This is a genomic window from Planococcus halocryophilus, from assembly GCF_001687585.2.
GTDB classification, from domain to species: domain Bacteria; phylum Bacillota; class Bacilli; order Bacillales_A; family Planococcaceae; genus Planococcus; species Planococcus halocryophilus.
Window position 1 is genome coordinate 1,085,320 of the sequence record NZ_CP016537.2, and the last position, 16,822, is coordinate 1,102,141.

Sequence of the window (16,822 nt, forward strand, 5' to 3'; positions counted from 1 at the left end):
TAATATGACTGAAACAACTAAAATTTATGATGTAATAATTATTGGAGCAGGACCAGCAGGCATGACTGCCGCTGTTTACACTTCTCGCTCAAACTTGACAACATTAATGCTTGAACGTGGTATTCCAGGTGGCCAAATGGCTAATACAGAAGAAATTGAGAACTATCCCGGATTTGAACATATCTTGGGCCCAGATATTTCAACGAAAATGTTTGAACATGCAAAAAAATTCGGTGCTGAATATGCATACGGCGACGTAACTAAAATTATTGATGGAGAAGAATTCAAAACCATCAAAGCGGGATCTAAAGAATACAAAGCACGTGCTATTATTGTCACAACTGGTGCTGAGTACAAAAAAATGGGCATTCCGGGTGAGTCAGAATTAGGTGGCCGTGGTGTCAGCTATTGTGCAGTATGTGATGGTGCATTCTTTAAAGAGAAAGAATTGGTTGTTGTCGGCGGCGGAGATTCGGCTGTAGAAGAAGGAGTTTACTTGACTCGCTTTGCAAGCAAAGTAACTATTGTTCACAGACGCGATGAGCTACGTGCACAAAAAATTCTTCAAGACCGTGCTTTTGCAAACGATAAAATAGACTTTATCTGGAGCCATACGATTAAAGAAATTCACGATGAAGGAAATGGTAAAGTTGGCGCAGTAACACTAGTGTCTACTGAAGATGGATCTGAAAAAGAATTTAAAACAGATGGTGTTTTTATCTATATCGGAATGCTTCCATTGACAAAACCATTTGCTGAATTAGGGATCTTAAATGCTGAAGGATATGTAGTAACCAACGAAAAAATGGAAACTTCAGTTCCAGGGATTTATGCAGCAGGCGATGTTCGTGAAAAAACATTACGTCAAGTAGTTACCGCGACAGGTGATGGCAGTATTGCCGCACAAGCTGCTCAACATTATATTGAAGAGCTAGTAGAGAAAATTAGCATGAAAACGGAAGCTTAATTGTTTCTTAATCGTTTTGTAACGCGCTTGTCATAGTGCTTCTATATAATAAGAAGAGTAAATGACCCCCTTTTTTAAAAGAATTTTTGATAGGCCATCTTTCGAGCGAATCGAAAGATGGCCTTTTTTTTCATTCCTTTGCACGGCACGCCAGGATAGATGTATAATGAAGAGAGTTTACAATAGATGCGGAGTGTCGAATGTGCAGCGAATCGCGAATTTACTAGTTATTAAAAATGGACAAGTATTATTATTAAAGAAACCACGACGTGATTGGTACGTAGCACCAGGTGGCAAAATGGAGCCTGGTGAGTCAATTTTTGAGGCGGCAGTCCGTGAGTTTACAGAAGAAACAAATGCAACGCCTATGGGTACTCATTTAAAAGGCGTTTACACAATGATGATTCAAGAACAGGATAAAACGGTAGATGAATGGATGATGTTTACGTTTGCAGCAAACCATTTGACTGGCGACTTATTCAAAGAAACACCTGAAGGTATATTGGAGTGGCATCCGGTAGAAGCTTTGGCAACTTTGCCAATGGCAGAAGGTGACCGAACGAATTTGCAATTTGCAGCAAACCAGCAAGGGGTTCAATATGGAACATTTTATTACACCACAGAATTCCAGCTGATTAAAGAGAATATCCAATCATCAATTGAAGAGGTGAATCACCCGAATGAATAATCATATAGAAGAAACTGAATTAATCATCATTACAGGCATGTCTGGTGCAGGAAAAACGGTTGCCATCCAAAGTTTCGAAGATTTAGGGTTTTTTACAATTGATAACTTACCACCAACATTACTACCTACTTTCCTTAAGTTAATGAGAGATTCTGGGAAATCAATGAAGCGAGTAGCGGCAGTTATGGATTTGCGTGGCGGCGACTTTTTTGACAGTCTTGTCGATGCCATTGACGACTTGTCGAAAGAACCAAGAGTTTCGATTACCATTTTATTTTTAGACGCAGAAAATGAGGCATTGGTTAGTCGGTATAAGGAGTCAAGACGATCTCATCCTTTATCACCTGGTGGATTGGTTTTGGGGGGCATCAAAAAAGAACGCGATATGTTAAGCGATCTCCAAGGACGAGCGCAAAATATATACAACACATCCAATATGACCCCACGTCAGTTAAAAGAACGCATTACCTCTGATTTCTCATCAAAAACAAGCAACGTTTTTACAGTAAACGTAGTGTCTTTCGGGTTCAAACACGGTATGCCAATTGATGCTGATTTAGTATTTGATGTGCGCTTTTTACCAAACCCGTACTATATCGAAGAGTTAAACCCGCTAACTGGGCTCGATAATCGAGTTTCGAGTTATGTATTAAAATGGCAAGAAACGCAGACCCTTATTGAAAAACTGACAGATCTTTTACAATTTATGATTCCGCAATACAAACGTGAAGGAAAAGCACAACTAGTCATTGCATTTGGTTGTACGGGAGGTCAGCACCGTTCAGTTACATTGGCTGAATACTATGGTAAACTTCTAGCAAAAAACAATAAAGTCATCGTTACGCATAGAGACGTAAAAATCAGAAAGGAATGAGCGCATGGAACGTAACCAGCACCGGAAACGTATCGTCATTTTAGGCGGTGGCACCGGACTTTCCACTTTATTGAGGGGACTGAAATTGTATCCGCTGGATTTGACGGCTATCGTAACCGTGGCAGACGATGGTGGAAGTTCAGGACGTTTACGAGACGATTTAGATATTCCCCCACCGGGAGATATTCGAAACGTCATGGCAGCATTATCAGATGCTGAACCACTAGTTGCTGAGATGTTCCAATATCGTTTTAAGCACTCATTAGATCTTGATGGTCATTCATTGGGGAATTTGATGCTTGCTGCTTTAACAGATATTACAGGAGATTTTTCTCACGCAGTTCGAGAAATGAGTCGTGTGTTAAGTGTGAATGGTACTGTTTTACCGGCCGCAAACCAAATTGTTACTTTAAGTGCAGAGTTAGAAGATGGCACCATTATTGAAGGGGAATCTAAAATACCTGCCTATTTGCAGCCGATCAAACGTGTTTTTATTGAACCATATGATGTAAAAGCTTTGCCAGCGACGATTGCGGCTATTGAAAATGCAGATGTTATTGTAGTTGGACCGGGGTCGTTATATACGAGTATTTTGCCGAATTTGTTAGTGAAAGATATAAGAAAAGCTGTAATTGCTGCAAAGGCGAAGAAAATATACATTTGTAATTTAATGACTCAAGCAGGCGAGACTTATAAATACACAGCCTCTGACCATGTGAAAGCTTTGTATGATCACGTAGGTGAAAATTTTCTAGATGCCATATTGCTTGATAAAGTACAAATGCCAGCGACGATTGCTGAGCGTTATGAAAAAGAACAAGCGTGGCCGGTTGAATATGACGAAGAGCGACTAAAGAAAATGGGTCTTGAAGTTTATCGAAAAGACATTGCCAATATTTCTGGTGAAACTGTACGTCACGAACCGACAAAAGTCGCAGAATGGCTATTTGAATATGCTGATGGTCATGCCAGTAAAGATTCGAAGCAGCTATATTTTTAATGCTTTGAAAGGGGGAACGAATTTTGTCTTTTGCATCCGAAACAAAAAAAGAAATGACGCAATTAGAAGTCGATGATTGTTGTGGTAAGTCCGAACTTTCTGCAATGATCCGAATGAATGGCACGTTATCGTTTTCCAATAGGCAATTGAGCCTGGATATTCAAACCGAGAATGCCGCAATTGCACGCCGGATCTACACTTTACTAAAACGTTTTTACAAAGCCTATCCTGTCGAGTTGCTGGTTAGAAAGAAAATGCGTTTAAAAAAGAACAATATTTACATCTGCCGAATCCGTGAAGGAGCTAAGCAAATTCTGGAAGACTTAGAAATCCTAACAGAAGGTTTTCAATTTCAGCATCAAATCGTTAAGAGTTTGATAGAGAAGGATTGCTGTAAGCGTTCATATTTGAGAGGTGCATTTTTAGCCGGTGGATCTGTTAACAATCCCGAAACCTCATCTTACCATTTAGAAATCTATTCTCTTTACAAAGATCATGCAGACTCTTTGGTTGAATTGATGAATAAATTCCATTTAAATAGTAAAACGATTGAACGGAAAAAAGGGTTTGTTACTTACTTGAAAGAAGCCGAAAAAATCGCTGACTTTTTAAGTATTACAGGCGCACATTCTGCCCTTTTGAAATTTGAAGATGTTCGCATCATTCGAGATATGCGCAATAGTGTCAATCGTTTAGTCAATTGTGAAACCGCTAACTTAAATAAGACCATCGATGCTGCTTTACGGCAAGTGGAGAACATACGCTTTATCGATCAATCAATTGGAATCGACCAATTGCCTGAAAGATTACGTGAAATCGCTCGACTTCGTGTAGAGTATCAAGATGTAACGTTAAAAGAGCTAGGCGAGATGGTCTCTGGTGGAACAGTGAGTAAGTCAGGTGTCAATCACCGGCTGCGGAAAATTGATGAGATTGCAACATCCTTGAGAAATGGGGAAATGATCGGCCGCTAACGATTGGTTGTTCTTTCATATAGAAGGTAGTTAAGTTTAGAGGAGGATCAGTATGGTTGAAAAACAAGTGAAAGTATTGTTGAAAACAGGGCTTCAAGCAAGGCAAGCCGCTTTATTTGTACAAGAAGCGAACCGTTATAGTGCTGATATTTACTTAGAAAAAGACAATAAAAAAGTGAATGCGAAAAGCATTATGGGAGTTATGAGTCTAGCGATTAGTAAAGGAACAGATGTTAAAGTTTCTGCTGATGGGCTGGATGAAGAAAAAGCGGTAGATTCTTTATCGCAAATTATGCAACAAGAAGTATAATCTTTAAAAGGTATGTATTATTATTTACACTAAACAAAAAAATCACAGCCGCAAAGGCTGTGATTTTTTTTACATATCTTTTTTGTGGTTTTCAGGTAATTTGCTACGAGTGATTACCTGATCGATCAAACCGTATTCAAGCGCACGTTCAGCTGTCATAAAGTTATCGCGGTCTGTATCTTTCGCAATCACATCAATTGGTTGACCAGTACGTTCAGAAAGAATTTGGTTCAACTTCTCACGAAGGTGTAAAATACGTTTTGCTGCAATTTCAATTTCAGTCGCCTGTCCTTGTGCACCACCAAGAGGTTGGTGAATCATTACTTCAGCATTTGGAAGAGCTAGGCGTTTGCCTTTTGTTCCAGCTGCCAGTAAGAAAGCGCCCATTGAAGCGGCCATACCGATACAGATTGTTTGAACATCTGGACGGATAAATTGCATTGTATCGTAAATTGCCATACCGGCTGTGATGCTGCCGCCTGGGCTGTTAATGTAGATCGAAATATCTTTATCTGGATCCTCTGCTTCTAGGAACAGAAGCTGTGCAACAATTGAGTTCGCAACATTATCGTCAATCGCGCTACCCAGCATGATGACACGGTCTTTTAACAAACGTGAGTAAATATCATAAGCACGCTCGCCTCGGCTAGTTTGTTCAATTACTGTAGGAATTAAGTTCATAGAATAGTTCCTCCTCGATTAAGTGATTTGCAAACAATGCTGAAAGTTTTCTCAGCTGTACTATCATCATACACATCATGGTCAATGAAGGTCAAATCTAACGAATTAAAAAAAGCAGCTTGATTAAGTTACAATATTTTCGTATAATAGAAAAGTCGCGAATAGCAAAAACGCCCTCGTAGTGTAATGGATCACACGTAAGATTCCGGTTCTTGAAATGGAGGTTCGATTCCTTCCGAGGGCATTTTAAAATTAACAGACTCTGTCCACCTAATTAGGTAGACAGAGTCATTTTTGTGTAAAAGAAAATAGTGCGGGCTATGTGTTTAGTTTACTATATTAGAAGCAAAGGGTATAGCCAAAAAAAAATGAAAAGAATTGAAAGGGTGTGGAAATATGTTCACTTTATATACACGCGCTAACTGCCCACTTTGTGATGAAGCAAAGTTAATGATTCAACTTGTTAATGAAGATATCCCATTGTCTTATCAGGAAGTAGATATCGAAAGTGATGATGCTTTACACGAAAAGTATATGCTAATGATTCCGGTATTAGAGAAAGACAACAAAATATTATTATACGGCAATATTGGTTATATAGAATTAGTAGAAGCGTTAGAAAATTAACGCTTCTTTTTATTTGCAATTAAAAGAAAGATTGGGTAGAATGATTTTAGTGGGACGCAAAATTAATGAGTGGGACGAAAAATGTCCAGCTGGAACGGAGTGAAAATATGGATGCATTATCTGTCGCTCAGCAAAAGCTGATACCGGAAATGTCCGAACTCCTAAAAAAACGTTATCAAATTTTACAAATAATAAGTTTAGAACAGCCAATCGGCAGACGAACCTTGTGTGAGGTTGCTGGTGGCACAGAACGTGAAATCAGGAAAGAAACAGACTTGCTGAGAAATCAGCAATTGATTGAGATAAAGACGGCAGGTATGAAAGTTACTTCGCAAGGAATGGAAGTGCTAGAAAAACTGAAAGTGTTTATTCGCGAAATTTCTGGACTGACAGACATGGAAGTACAGCTGCAATCGATTTTAGGAATCTCGAAAGTAGTCATCTTGCCTCAAAATTCCGATGAGATTCCAGCGGTAAAATCCCACATTGGCAAAGAAGCAGCCAAGTTACTTGAAACCGTCTTTGGTCGCTACAAGAAAATTGCTGTAACTGGTGGTAGCACGATGGCCGCCATATCAAAAGAATTATCGATTGGGAAATCTGATCGATCTCTTCAGTTTATCGCAGCACGTGGTGGACTAGGAGAAGATGTCTTACACCAAGCTAATACCATCGCAGCAGCATTTGCTGAAAAAACAGGCGGTTCTTTTAAAACACTTTATTTACCTGATCACTTAAGTGCTGAGGCATTTGAAATGATGATGAAAGAACCAGTCATCAAAGAAATGATGGACTTATATGATCAAACGGATGTTGTTGTTCATGGGATTGGCGATGCAGAAGAAATGGCGGTTCGCCGTCACTCTTCTTTAGAAGAAGTAGAAAAGATTCGTTCAGGCGGAGCGGTGAGTGAGGCTTTCGGCTATTATTTCGATAAAGACGGAAAAATTGTTTATCGTATCCGCACAGCGGGCATTCAATTAGAGCAGGTACAAAAGGCAAAAATCGTGTTAGCAGTTGCTGGTGGTGAATCTAAAGCAAGAGCGATTTTATCGTATGCTAAAAATGCAGCCGGTCCGACAGTGTTGATCACAGACGAGGGTGCTGCACGAAAAATTATTGAACTAACTAAAAAATTGGAGGAATTATAAATGACTTTAAAATTAGCAATTAACGGATTTGGACGTATTGGACGTATTGTATTTCGTCAAGCTTTAACAAATGACGAAGTAGAAGTGGTAGCAGTAAACGATTTAACAGACGCAAAAATGCTTGCACATCTTTTGAAATATGATTCAGTTCACGGAATTTTAGATGCTGAAGTTTCAGTTGATGGAGAAAATATTGTTGTTAACGGCAAAACAATCCGCGTATTTTCTGAAAAAGATCCAGCAAACCTTCCTTGGGGCGAGCACGGCGTAGACATCGTTGTTGAATCTACTGGATTCTTCACAGATGCTGCTTCTGCTTCTAAACACATCGAAGCTGGCGCGAAAAAAGTTATCGTTTCTGCTCCAGGTAAAAACGGCATGAAGACACTTGTTATGGGTGTAAACCATGAAACGTATGACCCGAAAGAGCATAACGTTATTTCTAACGCTTCATGTACTACAAACGGACTTGCAGGAATGGCAAAAGTATTGGATGAACGTTTTGGCATCAAACACGCAATGATGACAACAATTCATTCTTATACAAATGACCAAATTCTTTTAGACTCTCCGCACAGTGACTTCCGTCGTGCGCGCGCAGCTGCAGAATCAATGATTCCGACAACAACTGGAGCAGCTTTAGCAGTTGCAAAAGTATTGCCTGAATTAGAAGGCAAAATTGATGGGATGGCAATCCGCGTTCCAACACCAAACGTTTCACTTATCGATTTAGTTGCTCACCTTGAAAAAGACGTAACTGTCGAAGAAGTAAACAAAGCGTTGAAAGATGCTTCAGAAAACGAATTAAAAGGCTTGATGGATTACAGCGACCTACCGCTTGTATCTAGAGACTATAACGGCAACACAGCATCAGCTACAATCGATGGTCTTTCAACAATGATGGTTGGAGATAACATGGTTAAAGTTCTTTCTTGGTACGATAACGAGTCTGGTTACTCTAGCCGTTGTGTTGATCTTGCGCTCCATATGTACAAAACGGGCTTGTAATCCCGAAATTATAGCTTAATTACCAATGAACCTCTATAATAAAAGAGGGTACAAGGGGCGGGGAACTTACCCCGCTCCTTATTTTTTTGAATACAAATAGGAGGTATTTTCATGCAGCAGAAAATGACCATGAAAGATTTGGATTTAAAAGGGAAACGCGTATTTTGCCGTGTCGACTTTAACGTACCGATGTCAGAAGGCAAAGTCACGGATGATACAAGAATTCGTGCAGCTGTGCCAACAATCGAATACTTAGTCGAACAAGGTGCAAAAGTAATTTTGGCTAGCCATTTAGGTCGTCCAAAAGGTGAAGTCAATGAAGACATGAGACTTGCTGCAACAGGCGTTCGTTTAGGCGAATTGTTACATAAAGAAGTAAAAAGCCTGAACGAATCGATTGGTGAAGAAGTTGAAAAAGAAATTTCAACGATGCAAGAAGGAGACATCATTTTATTAGAAAATGTTCGTTTCCATGCAGGCGAAGAAAAAAATGACGAAGAGCTTTCAAAAGCATTTGCATCACTAGCAGATGTGTTCGTCAATGACGCATTTGGTGCAGCTCACCGCGCCCACGCTTCAACAGCAGGCATTGCGAGTCATTTACCAGCCGTGTCAGGCTTATTGCTCGAAAAAGAGCTAGACGTTTTAGGCAAAGCGTTATCAGAGCCAGACCGTCCGTTTACGGCCATTATCGGTGGCGCGAAAGTTAAAGATAAAATTGGTGTCATTGATCATTTGTTAGACAAAGTGGATAATTTAATCATTGGGGGAGGGTTATCGTATACGTTTATCAAAGCGCAAGGCTATGAAATCGGCAACTCTCTTGTTGAAGAAGACAAATTAGACTTGGCTAACTCGTTCATTGAAAAAGCAAAACAAAAAGGCGTTAAATTTTATTTGCCGGTAGATGCTACGGTAGCAAACGAATTTTCAAAAGACGCTGAAACTAAAAGTGTGAAAATCACAGAAATTCCAGCAGACTGGATGGGTCTAGACATCGGTCCTGAAACGGTTGCATTATATGCAGATGTTATTAAAAATTCGAAATTGATCATTTGGAATGGACCAATGGGTGTTTTTGAAATGCCAGCATTTGAAAATGGGACAAAATCTGTTGCACAAGCAATGGCTGAAACTTCAGGTTACACAGTAATCGGTGGTGGAGATTCAGCAGCAGCTGTTGAAAAATTCGATGTAGCTGAGAAAATGGACCATATCTCTACTGGCGGAGGCGCTTCACTAGAGTTTATGGAAGGCAAGGATTTACCGGGAGTTAGCGCATTAACCGATAAATAAATCGATCAATTGAAAGGGAGTGCTTTTGTGAGAAAACCAATTATTGCAGGAAACTGGAAAATGTATAAAACAGCGTCAGAGGCAAAACAGTTTGTCGAAGAAGTAAACGGCTTAGTGCCGAATACTGAAAAATTGGATGCTGTTATTTGCGCACCAGCGTTATTCTTAGCGCAACTCGTCGTTTCTTCAAAAGAAAGCGCGCTTCAAATCGGCGCACAAACAATGTCTGAACAAGACGAAGGTGCTTTTACAGGGGAAATCAGTCCTGTCCAATTAGCGGATATTGGCGTTAAATACGTCATTATTGGTCACTCAGAACGCCGCCAATATTTCGGTGAAACAGACAAATCAGTAAACCAGAAAGTCAAAGCTGCTTTTGCTCATGATTTAGTTCCGATTTTATGTGTCGGGGAAACACTTGAACACCGTGAAAATGGTGAAACAGGATCTGTTGTCGAAGCTCAAGTAGAAAAAGGGATTTCTGGATTGTCTGAAGAGCAAATTACGCAGTTAGTCATTGCCTATGAGCCTATTTGGGCGATTGGTACAGGAAAAACGGCTACTGCTGAAGATGCAAACGAAGTTTGTGGGATCGTCCGCAAAAAAGTTGCATCATTGTATGAAGATCAAACAGCTGAACAACTTCGTATTCAATACGGCGGCAGTGTGAAACCTGCAAATGTCGATGAATTGATGGGCATGGAACATATTGACGGAGCATTAGTTGGCGGCGCCAGCTTAGAAGTCGAGTCTTTTGTTAAGTTGTTGGAGGCTGGTTCAAATGCGTAAAACCGAACATCCAGCGGCTCTCATCATTTTAGATGGATTTGGTTGTCGTGAAGAAACTTTCGGAAATGCAGTTGCACAAGCAAACAAGCCAAATTTTGATCGACTATGGGAAACTTATCCGCACGGAATGCTGACAGCTTCAGGTGAAGCTGTTGGTTTACCGGATGGACAAATGGGCAATTCGGAAGTAGGCCATTTGAACATTGGTGCTGGGCGTATTGTTTACCAAAACTTGACGCGTATTAACAAAGCAATTCGTGAAGGTGATTTTTTTGAAAACCCTGCATTTCTTGAAGCAATTGCTAATGCTAAAAACAATGGCAAAGCACTTCATATTTTAGGATTATTATCTGATGGCGGTGTACACAGCCATTACTCACATCTTTTCGCTTTATTGAAACTTGCAAAACAACAAGGATTAACTGAAGTTTTTGTACACGGTTTTCTCGATGGACGAGACGTAGGACCGAAATCTGCGCTTGAATATGTAGAGGAAACAGAAAAGCAAATGCAAGAAATTGGTGTCGGTAAGTTTGCTTCGATTAGTGGCCGATATTACGCAATGGACCGTGACAAACGCTGGGAACGTCTAGAATTAGCGTATCGAGTGCTAGTTGATGGAGTTGGCAAAACTGCAGAATCAGCAAAGGCAGGCATTATGTCTTCTTATGATGAAGACGTTATGGATGAATTTGTTGTGCCATTTGCGATTGAGGAAGACGGAAAACCAGTTGCAACAATCGATTCTGAAGATTCGTTAATTTTCTTCAACTTCCGACCAGATCGCTCAATTCAACTGACTTCAGCGTTTATTCGTGAAGATTTTAGCGGATTTTCAGTAAGTGATAAACATCCTGAAAACTTAAGCTATATCACGTTTACTTCTTATAGCGAAGAGCTACCAACGCGTGTGGCGTTCGACACATTAAACTTAGAAAACACAATCGGTGAAGTTTTATCGTCTCATGGCTTAACTCAATTACGTATCGCAGAAACCGAAAAATATCCACACGTAACATTCTTTATGAGCGGCGGTCGCGAAGAAATTTTTCCAGGTGAAGATCGGATTTTAGTCAATTCACCTAAAGTTGCAACTTACGATCTGCAGCCAGAAATGAGTGCTTACGAAGTAACCGATCGTCTAGTTGAGCAAATTGAAGCCGGCGCACATGATGCGATCATCTTGAATTTTGCAAACCCAGACATGGTCGGTCATAGTGGCATGCTCGAACCGACAATGCGTGCTATCGAAGTGGTAGACGAATGTCTGGGCCGTATAGTAGATGCGCTACACGCACAAGGTGGTTCAGCGGTGATTACGGCTGACCATGGTAACGCTGATGAGGTTCGTACGTTAGAAGGGCTACCAATGACGGCACATACGACCAATCAAGTACCGGTAATTTTAACGAAATCAGGTTATGAACTTCGCAAAGGCGGCATTCTTGCCGACTTAGCACCAACTATTTTAAAAATGCTAGATGTTGAACAACCGGTTGAAATGACCGGAAAACCATTATATTAAAGGGAGCTGTTTTAATTGCCAATTATTACACACATTCAAGCACGCGAAATTTTAGATTCACGAGGAAACCCAACTATCGAAGTTGAAGTATTCACAGAAAGCGGCGCTTTTGGCCGCGCAATCGTACCATCGGGGGCATCTACTGGTGAACACGAAGCAGTAGAACTACGTGATGGCGACAAGAGCCGCTACCTTGGAAAAGGTGTTTTAAAAGCAGTAGAACACGTTGACGTTGAAATCGCTGAAGCATTAGAAGAAAAATATTCAGTGCTAGATCAAGTATCAATCGACAAAGCATTGATCGAATTAGATGGTACAGAAAACAAAGGTCGTTTAGGCGCTAACGCAATTCTTGGTGTTTCTCTAGCAGTTGCACACGCAGCAGCAAACTATTTAGATATGCCACTTTACCAATACTTGGGCGGCTTTAACGCAAAACAATTGCCAGTACCAATGATGAACATTTTAAATGGCGGCGAACACGCAGATAACAACGTAGACATTCAAGAATTTATGGTAATGCCTGTGGGCGCAAAATCGTTCCGTGAAGCAGTACAAATGGGTGCAGAAATTTTCCATAACTTAAAAGCTGTACTTAAAGAAAAAGGCTATAACACTTCAGTTGGAGACGAAGGCGGATTTGCTCCAAACTTAGGATCTAACGAAGAAGCATTAACAACAATTATGGAAGCAATCGAAAAAGCTGGATACAAACCAGGTTCAGATATATTGCTTGCGATGGATGTTGCGTCTTCTGAAATCTATGACAAAGAAAAAGGCGTATACAACTTGCCTGGCGATAACACAGTGAAAACATCTGCTGAGATGGTTGACTGGTACGAAGAGCTTTGCAATAAATACCCAATCATTTCAATTGAAGACGGCTTGGATGAAAATGACTGGGCTGGTCATAAATTGTTAACAGAACGTATCGGCGATCGCATACAATTAGTAGGTGATGACTTATTCGTTACAAACACGAAGAAATTGTCGCAAGGAATTGAAGAAGGTATCGCTAACTCAATCTTGATCAAAGTTAACCAAATCGGTACATTAACGGAAACGTTTGATGCGATTGAAATGGCAAAACGTGCAGGCTACACAGCAGTAATCAGCCACCGTTCAGGTGAATCTGAAGATGTTACAATTGCAGATATCGCTGTTGCGACAAATGCTGGACAAATTAAAACAGGGGCACCGTCTCGTACTGACCGCGTTGCGAAATATAACCAATTATTACGCATCGAAGATCAATTGTTCGAAACTGGCCAATACCTAGGCTTGAAAACTTTCTACAACTTGAAAAAATAAAGGTGTATTAAGTAGAAAACGAGTAGATTCAGATATTTTGTAAACCAAGATTTCTATAGAGTGTATGCGTAAGGCGGTGACTTTTTCCGCCTTACGCATTACTCTAATTTATCTTTGGAAAAATAGAAGGCATTTGCCTTCTATTTTCTATTGCTATTGTCACCGGTCACAATGTTTGGTAAACTTAATTTTGTTGTGAACGTTCGTTTCAGGAGGTGGAATTTATGCATACGTTGTTAATGACATTACTCGTCATCGTATCGCTCGCATTAATCGTAGTCGTTTTATTGCAATCTGGAAAAAGTGCAGGTCTTTCAGGAGCCATCTCCGGTGGAGCAGAGCAACTTTTCGGTAAGCAAAAAGCTCGTGGCTTGGACTTAGTCTTACACCGAGTAACGATTGTACTTGCTGCCTTATTCTTTATTCTGGCTATTGCCGTAACGAAAGTTTAATGTAGATGATTAAATCGCCTGACCATACATGGTTAGGCGTTTTCTTTTAGTATTAGAATGGAGGAGTTTTCATGCGAGTTTCGCAACCAAAACCATTTTTCTTTAAAAAAGGCCCACGGGCAGTAATTCTTTTGCATGGCTTCACAGGAAATTCAGCAGATGTTCGGATGTTGGGGCGTTTTCTTGAAACTAATGGATATACAAGCATAGCGCCGCATTTCGCAGGACATGGCGTGGCACCAGAAGAATTAGTTGGCACTGGTCCAACTGATTGGTGGAAAGACGTAGAGCAAGCTTATGATACCTTAATAGAAGAAGGATACTCTGAAATTGCAGTAGCTGGATTGTCACTTGGCGGCGTATTTAGCTTGAAATTAGGGTATACAAAGCCTATCAAGGGTATTGTTTCGATGTGTGCACCTATGAATATGAAATCCACTGATTTAATGTATCAAGGAGTTTTGAAATATGCGCGCGATTATAAGAACTATGAAGGAAAAAGCGATGAACTTATCGAAAAAGAAATAGAGGCTTTTCAAGAAAAACCGATGGAATCATTGGCTGATTTGCGTGACTTGGTTGCAGACGTAAAAGAGCATGTGGATCACATTTATGCACCTTTATTTGTTGTTCAAGGTAGATTGGATACAGTAATTGATACAGATTCGGCTAATGTCATTTATGACAACTCAGAATCGACCGATAAACACATAAAATGGTATGAAAATTCAGGCCACGTTATTACGCTCGATAAAGAAAAAAAGAAATTGCACGAAGACATTTTCACATTTCTTGAATCATTAGATTGGAGTGTGTGAACTGTTATAAAGGAGGAGTTAGATTTGGGGAATCCCGAAAAATCATTAGAGCAGCGCTTATTAGTTTTCATGCGTGAAGAAGCTTATAAACCGCTGACAGTACAAGAAATAGAAGAACAATTCGGTTTTGTAGATGCCGATGAGTTTACAAAATTAGTGAAAACATTAGTAAGATTAGAAGAATCTGGAACACTTATCCGTTCAAGGTCAAACCGTTATGGAGTTCCAGAACGGATGAATTTAATGCGCGGGAAATTTATTGGACATCCAAAAGGATTTGGATTTGTGGCACCTGAAGAAGCAGGCTTAGACGATGTGTTTATCCCACCAACTGAAGTAAATAGTGCGATTAATGGAGATACCGTATTAATCCGCATATCTGAAGGTTCTTCAGGGGATCGTCGTGAAGGCGCAATTATCCGGATTATCGAACGCGGAACTACTAAAGCAGTTGGAACGTTCCAAGAAAATAAAGGTTTTGGCTTTGTCGTAACAGATGATAAAAAAATGAATATGGATATCTTTATTGCAAAAGACGACACGTTAGGTGCTGTAGATGGTCACAAAGTTGTGGTAGAAATTACCGGATGGCCAGAAGGCAGAATGTCAGCAACGGGCATGGTGACGCAAATTCTTGGTCACAAAAACGATCCGGGTGTTGATATTCTTTCAATTATTCATAAATATGGCATCGAAACAGAATTTCCACCAGATGTACTAGACCAAGCAAATAATGTGCCAGACCAAATTGATCCAGCAGATTTAAATGACCGTCGCGATTTGCGCAACGAACAAATTGTAACGATTGATGGAGCTGACGCTAAAGATTTAGATGATGCTGTTCAAGTAGTTAAGTATGATGACGGGACGTATAAATTAGGTGTTCACATTGCTGACGTTAGTCATTACGTAACGGAAGGTTCTGCAATAGATCGTGAAGCATATGATCGTGCGACGAGTATTTATTTGACAGATCGCGTTATCCCAATGATACCGCATCGCTTGTCGAATGGTATTTGTTCATTAAATCCACAAGTAGACCGTTTGACATTGTCATGTGAAATGATCTTCAATGATCAAGGCGAAGTGCAATCACATGATATTTTCCAAAGTGTCATTAACACATCAGCTCGTATGACATATACGGATGTTTATGAAATTTTAGAGCAAGACAATCAAGAACTAAAAGAGCAATATAGCGAATTAGTGCCTATGTTTGAATTGATGAAAGAATTAGCAGAAGTTCTTCGCACGAAACGTATGCGCCGCGGAGCTATTGATTTTGACTTTAAAGAGTCAAAAGTATTAGTCGACGAAAACGGTTACCCAGTAGATGTTGTGATTCGCGAACGTACAGTAGCTGAACGTTTAATCGAAGAATTTATGCTAGCTGCCAATGAAACAGTGGCTGAGCAGTTTCATACCATGGAAGTTCCAGCAATTTATCGTATTCACGAAGATCCAAAACCGGAAAAATTACAACGCTTTTTCGAATTTGTAACGAATTTTGGGATTGTGGTAAAAGGATCTGGTACTCAGATTCATCCACGAGCTTTGCAAGAAATTGTTGAATCGATTGCAGGGACACCAGAAGAACCGGTAGTTTCCACAATGATGTTGCGTTCAATGCAGCAAGCGAAATATTCAGCTGAAAGTTTAGGGCATTTTGGGTTATCGACAGAATTTTATACGCATTTCACGTCGCCAATTCGTCGCTATCCCGATTTAATCGTGCATCGTTTAATTCGTACGTACTTAATCGAAAAAGATTTATCGAAGAAAACAATCGCTTATTGGGAAGCCAATATGGATGATATTGCAACGCACACATCAGAACGTGAACGTCGAGCAGTAGAAGCAGAACGTGACACTGATGCGTTGAAGAAATCTCAATTCATGGCTGATAAAATCGGTGAACAGTTTACAGGTATCATTTCTTCTGTGACGAATTTCGGTTTGTTTATTGAACTGCCGAATACAATTGAAGGCTTAGTGCACGTTTCAAACATGACGGATGATTATTACCGTTTTGACGATCGCAGCATGATGATGATTGGTGAACGCTCAAACCGTCAATTCCGCATTGGTGACGAAATTGAAATCAAAGTGATTGGTGTAAAACCAGAAGAATCATCGATTGATTTTGAAATTGTCGGCATGGTACAAACGCCTCGTCGGACAAGAAAAGATCAGCCAAAAGTCATCCGTGCGAACAAAAAAGACGGTGCTGGCAAGCCAGGACGCGATGGCAAAAAGCCAGAAGGCGGCGGACCTACACGTAAGCCGAAAAACAAAAAGAAAAAGTTTTATGAAAATGTAGCGAAACAAGGACGTAATAAGAAAAAATAAAA

The 16,822-nt window shown here is 40.2% G+C and carries 17 protein-coding genes and 1 tRNA gene; 17 read left to right on the plus strand and 1 reads right to left on the minus strand.

Annotation, left to right across the window (positions count from 1 at the left end; translation table 11 throughout):
* Positions 1-4: 4 nt before the first annotated feature.
* The 6 genes from trxB (at position 5) to BBI08_RS05370 (ending at position 4,813) form a co-directional block, all read left to right on the plus strand.
* Positions 5-967: a thioredoxin-disulfide reductase gene (trxB, locus tag BBI08_RS05345; protein WP_008496057.1), complete on the plus strand. Its 963-nt coding sequence runs from the start codon at positions 5-7 to the stop codon at positions 965-967.
* A 202-nt stretch (positions 968-1,169) separates the two neighbouring features.
* The gene (locus tag BBI08_RS05350) at positions 1,170-1,655 is read left to right on the plus strand and encodes an 8-oxo-dGTP diphosphatase (protein ID WP_008496058.1); all 486 of its coding nucleotides are present in this window, start codon (positions 1,170-1,172) and stop codon (positions 1,653-1,655) included.
* Positions 1,648-2,529, plus strand: a complete 882-nt coding sequence (gene rapZ / locus BBI08_RS05355; protein ID WP_008496059.1) for an RNase adapter RapZ — start codon at positions 1,648-1,650, stop codon at positions 2,527-2,529. Before BBI08_RS05350 ends, rapZ begins: the two co-directional genes overlap by 8 nt.
* A gap of 4 nt (positions 2,530-2,533) precedes the next feature.
* Positions 2,534-3,529, plus strand: coding sequence for a gluconeogenesis factor YvcK family protein (locus BBI08_RS05360; protein ID WP_008496060.1), 996 nt, complete (start codon positions 2,534-2,536; stop codon positions 3,527-3,529).
* Between the two features lie 23 nt (positions 3,530-3,552).
* Positions 3,553-4,503: a DNA-binding protein WhiA gene (whiA, locus tag BBI08_RS05365; protein WP_065527825.1), complete on the plus strand. Its 951-nt coding sequence runs from the start codon at positions 3,553-3,555 to the stop codon at positions 4,501-4,503.
* 52 nt (positions 4,504-4,555) lie between these two features.
* Positions 4,556-4,813 (plus strand): HPr family phosphocarrier protein, encoded by a 258-nt coding sequence (locus BBI08_RS05370; RefSeq protein ID WP_008496062.1) that lies wholly within the window; start codon positions 4,556-4,558, stop codon positions 4,811-4,813.
* A gap of 69 nt (positions 4,814-4,882) precedes the next feature.
* On the opposite strand, the gene clpP is transcribed toward BBI08_RS05370, so the two are convergent.
* On the minus strand, positions 4,883-5,494 hold the full coding sequence (clpP, locus tag BBI08_RS05375; protein ID WP_008429555.1) for an ATP-dependent Clp endopeptidase proteolytic subunit ClpP: 612 nt from the start codon (positions 5,492-5,494) through the stop codon (positions 4,883-4,885).
* A 172-nt stretch (positions 5,495-5,666) separates the two neighbouring features.
* Between clpP and BBI08_RS05380 the strand changes: the two genes are divergently transcribed.
* The 11 genes from BBI08_RS05380 to rnr all read left to right on the plus strand — a co-directional run bounded on the left by BBI08_RS05380 (position 5,667) and on the right by rnr (position 16,820).
* Positions 5,667-5,738 (plus strand) — tRNA-Arg (locus BBI08_RS05380).
* 152 nt (positions 5,739-5,890) lie between these two features.
* Entirely contained in the window at positions 5,891-6,121 is a 231-nt protein-coding gene (locus BBI08_RS05385; protein ID WP_008496065.1) for a glutaredoxin family protein, read from the plus strand.
* Positions 6,122-6,228: 107 nt separating this feature from the next.
* A complete protein-coding gene (locus tag BBI08_RS05390; protein WP_008496066.1) occupies positions 6,229-7,272 on the plus strand; it encodes a sugar-binding transcriptional regulator in 1,044 nt (347 codons plus the stop codon).
* Positions 7,273-8,280 carry a type I glyceraldehyde-3-phosphate dehydrogenase gene (gene gap / locus BBI08_RS05395; RefSeq protein WP_008496067.1) on the plus strand — a complete coding sequence of 336 codons (1,008 nt, stop codon included), beginning with the start codon at positions 7,273-7,275 and terminating at the stop codon, positions 8,278-8,280. It abuts the gene before it with no gap.
* A 111-nt stretch (positions 8,281-8,391) separates the two neighbouring features.
* A complete protein-coding gene (locus BBI08_RS05400) occupies positions 8,392-9,576 on the plus strand; it encodes a phosphoglycerate kinase (RefSeq protein ID WP_008496068.1) in 1,185 nt (394 codons plus the stop codon).
* Between the two features lie 27 nt (positions 9,577-9,603).
* Positions 9,604-10,365, plus strand: coding sequence for a triose-phosphate isomerase (tpiA, locus tag BBI08_RS05405; RefSeq protein WP_008496069.1), 762 nt, complete (start codon positions 9,604-9,606; stop codon positions 10,363-10,365).
* Positions 10,358-11,890: a 2,3-bisphosphoglycerate-independent phosphoglycerate mutase gene (gpmI, locus tag BBI08_RS05410; protein WP_008496070.1), complete on the plus strand. Its 1,533-nt coding sequence runs from the start codon at positions 10,358-10,360 to the stop codon at positions 11,888-11,890. Before tpiA ends, gpmI begins: the two co-directional genes overlap by 8 nt.
* Positions 11,891-11,905: 15 nt before the next feature.
* Positions 11,906-13,201 carry a phosphopyruvate hydratase gene (eno, locus tag BBI08_RS05415; protein ID WP_008496071.1) on the plus strand — a complete coding sequence of 432 codons (1,296 nt, stop codon included), beginning with the start codon at positions 11,906-11,908 and terminating at the stop codon, positions 13,199-13,201.
* A 224-nt stretch (positions 13,202-13,425) separates the two neighbouring features.
* Positions 13,426-13,653, plus strand: coding sequence for a preprotein translocase subunit SecG (secG, locus tag BBI08_RS05420; RefSeq protein WP_008429540.1), 228 nt, complete (start codon positions 13,426-13,428; stop codon positions 13,651-13,653).
* 71 nt (positions 13,654-13,724) lie between these two features.
* On the plus strand, positions 13,725-14,471 hold the full coding sequence (locus tag BBI08_RS05425) for an alpha/beta hydrolase (protein ID WP_065527826.1): 747 nt from the start codon (positions 13,725-13,727) through the stop codon (positions 14,469-14,471).
* A 24-nt stretch (positions 14,472-14,495) separates the two neighbouring features.
* Positions 14,496-16,820: a ribonuclease R gene (gene rnr, locus BBI08_RS05430; protein WP_083383295.1), complete on the plus strand. Its 2,325-nt coding sequence runs from the start codon at positions 14,496-14,498 to the stop codon at positions 16,818-16,820.
* Positions 16,821-16,822 lie beyond the last annotated feature (2 nt).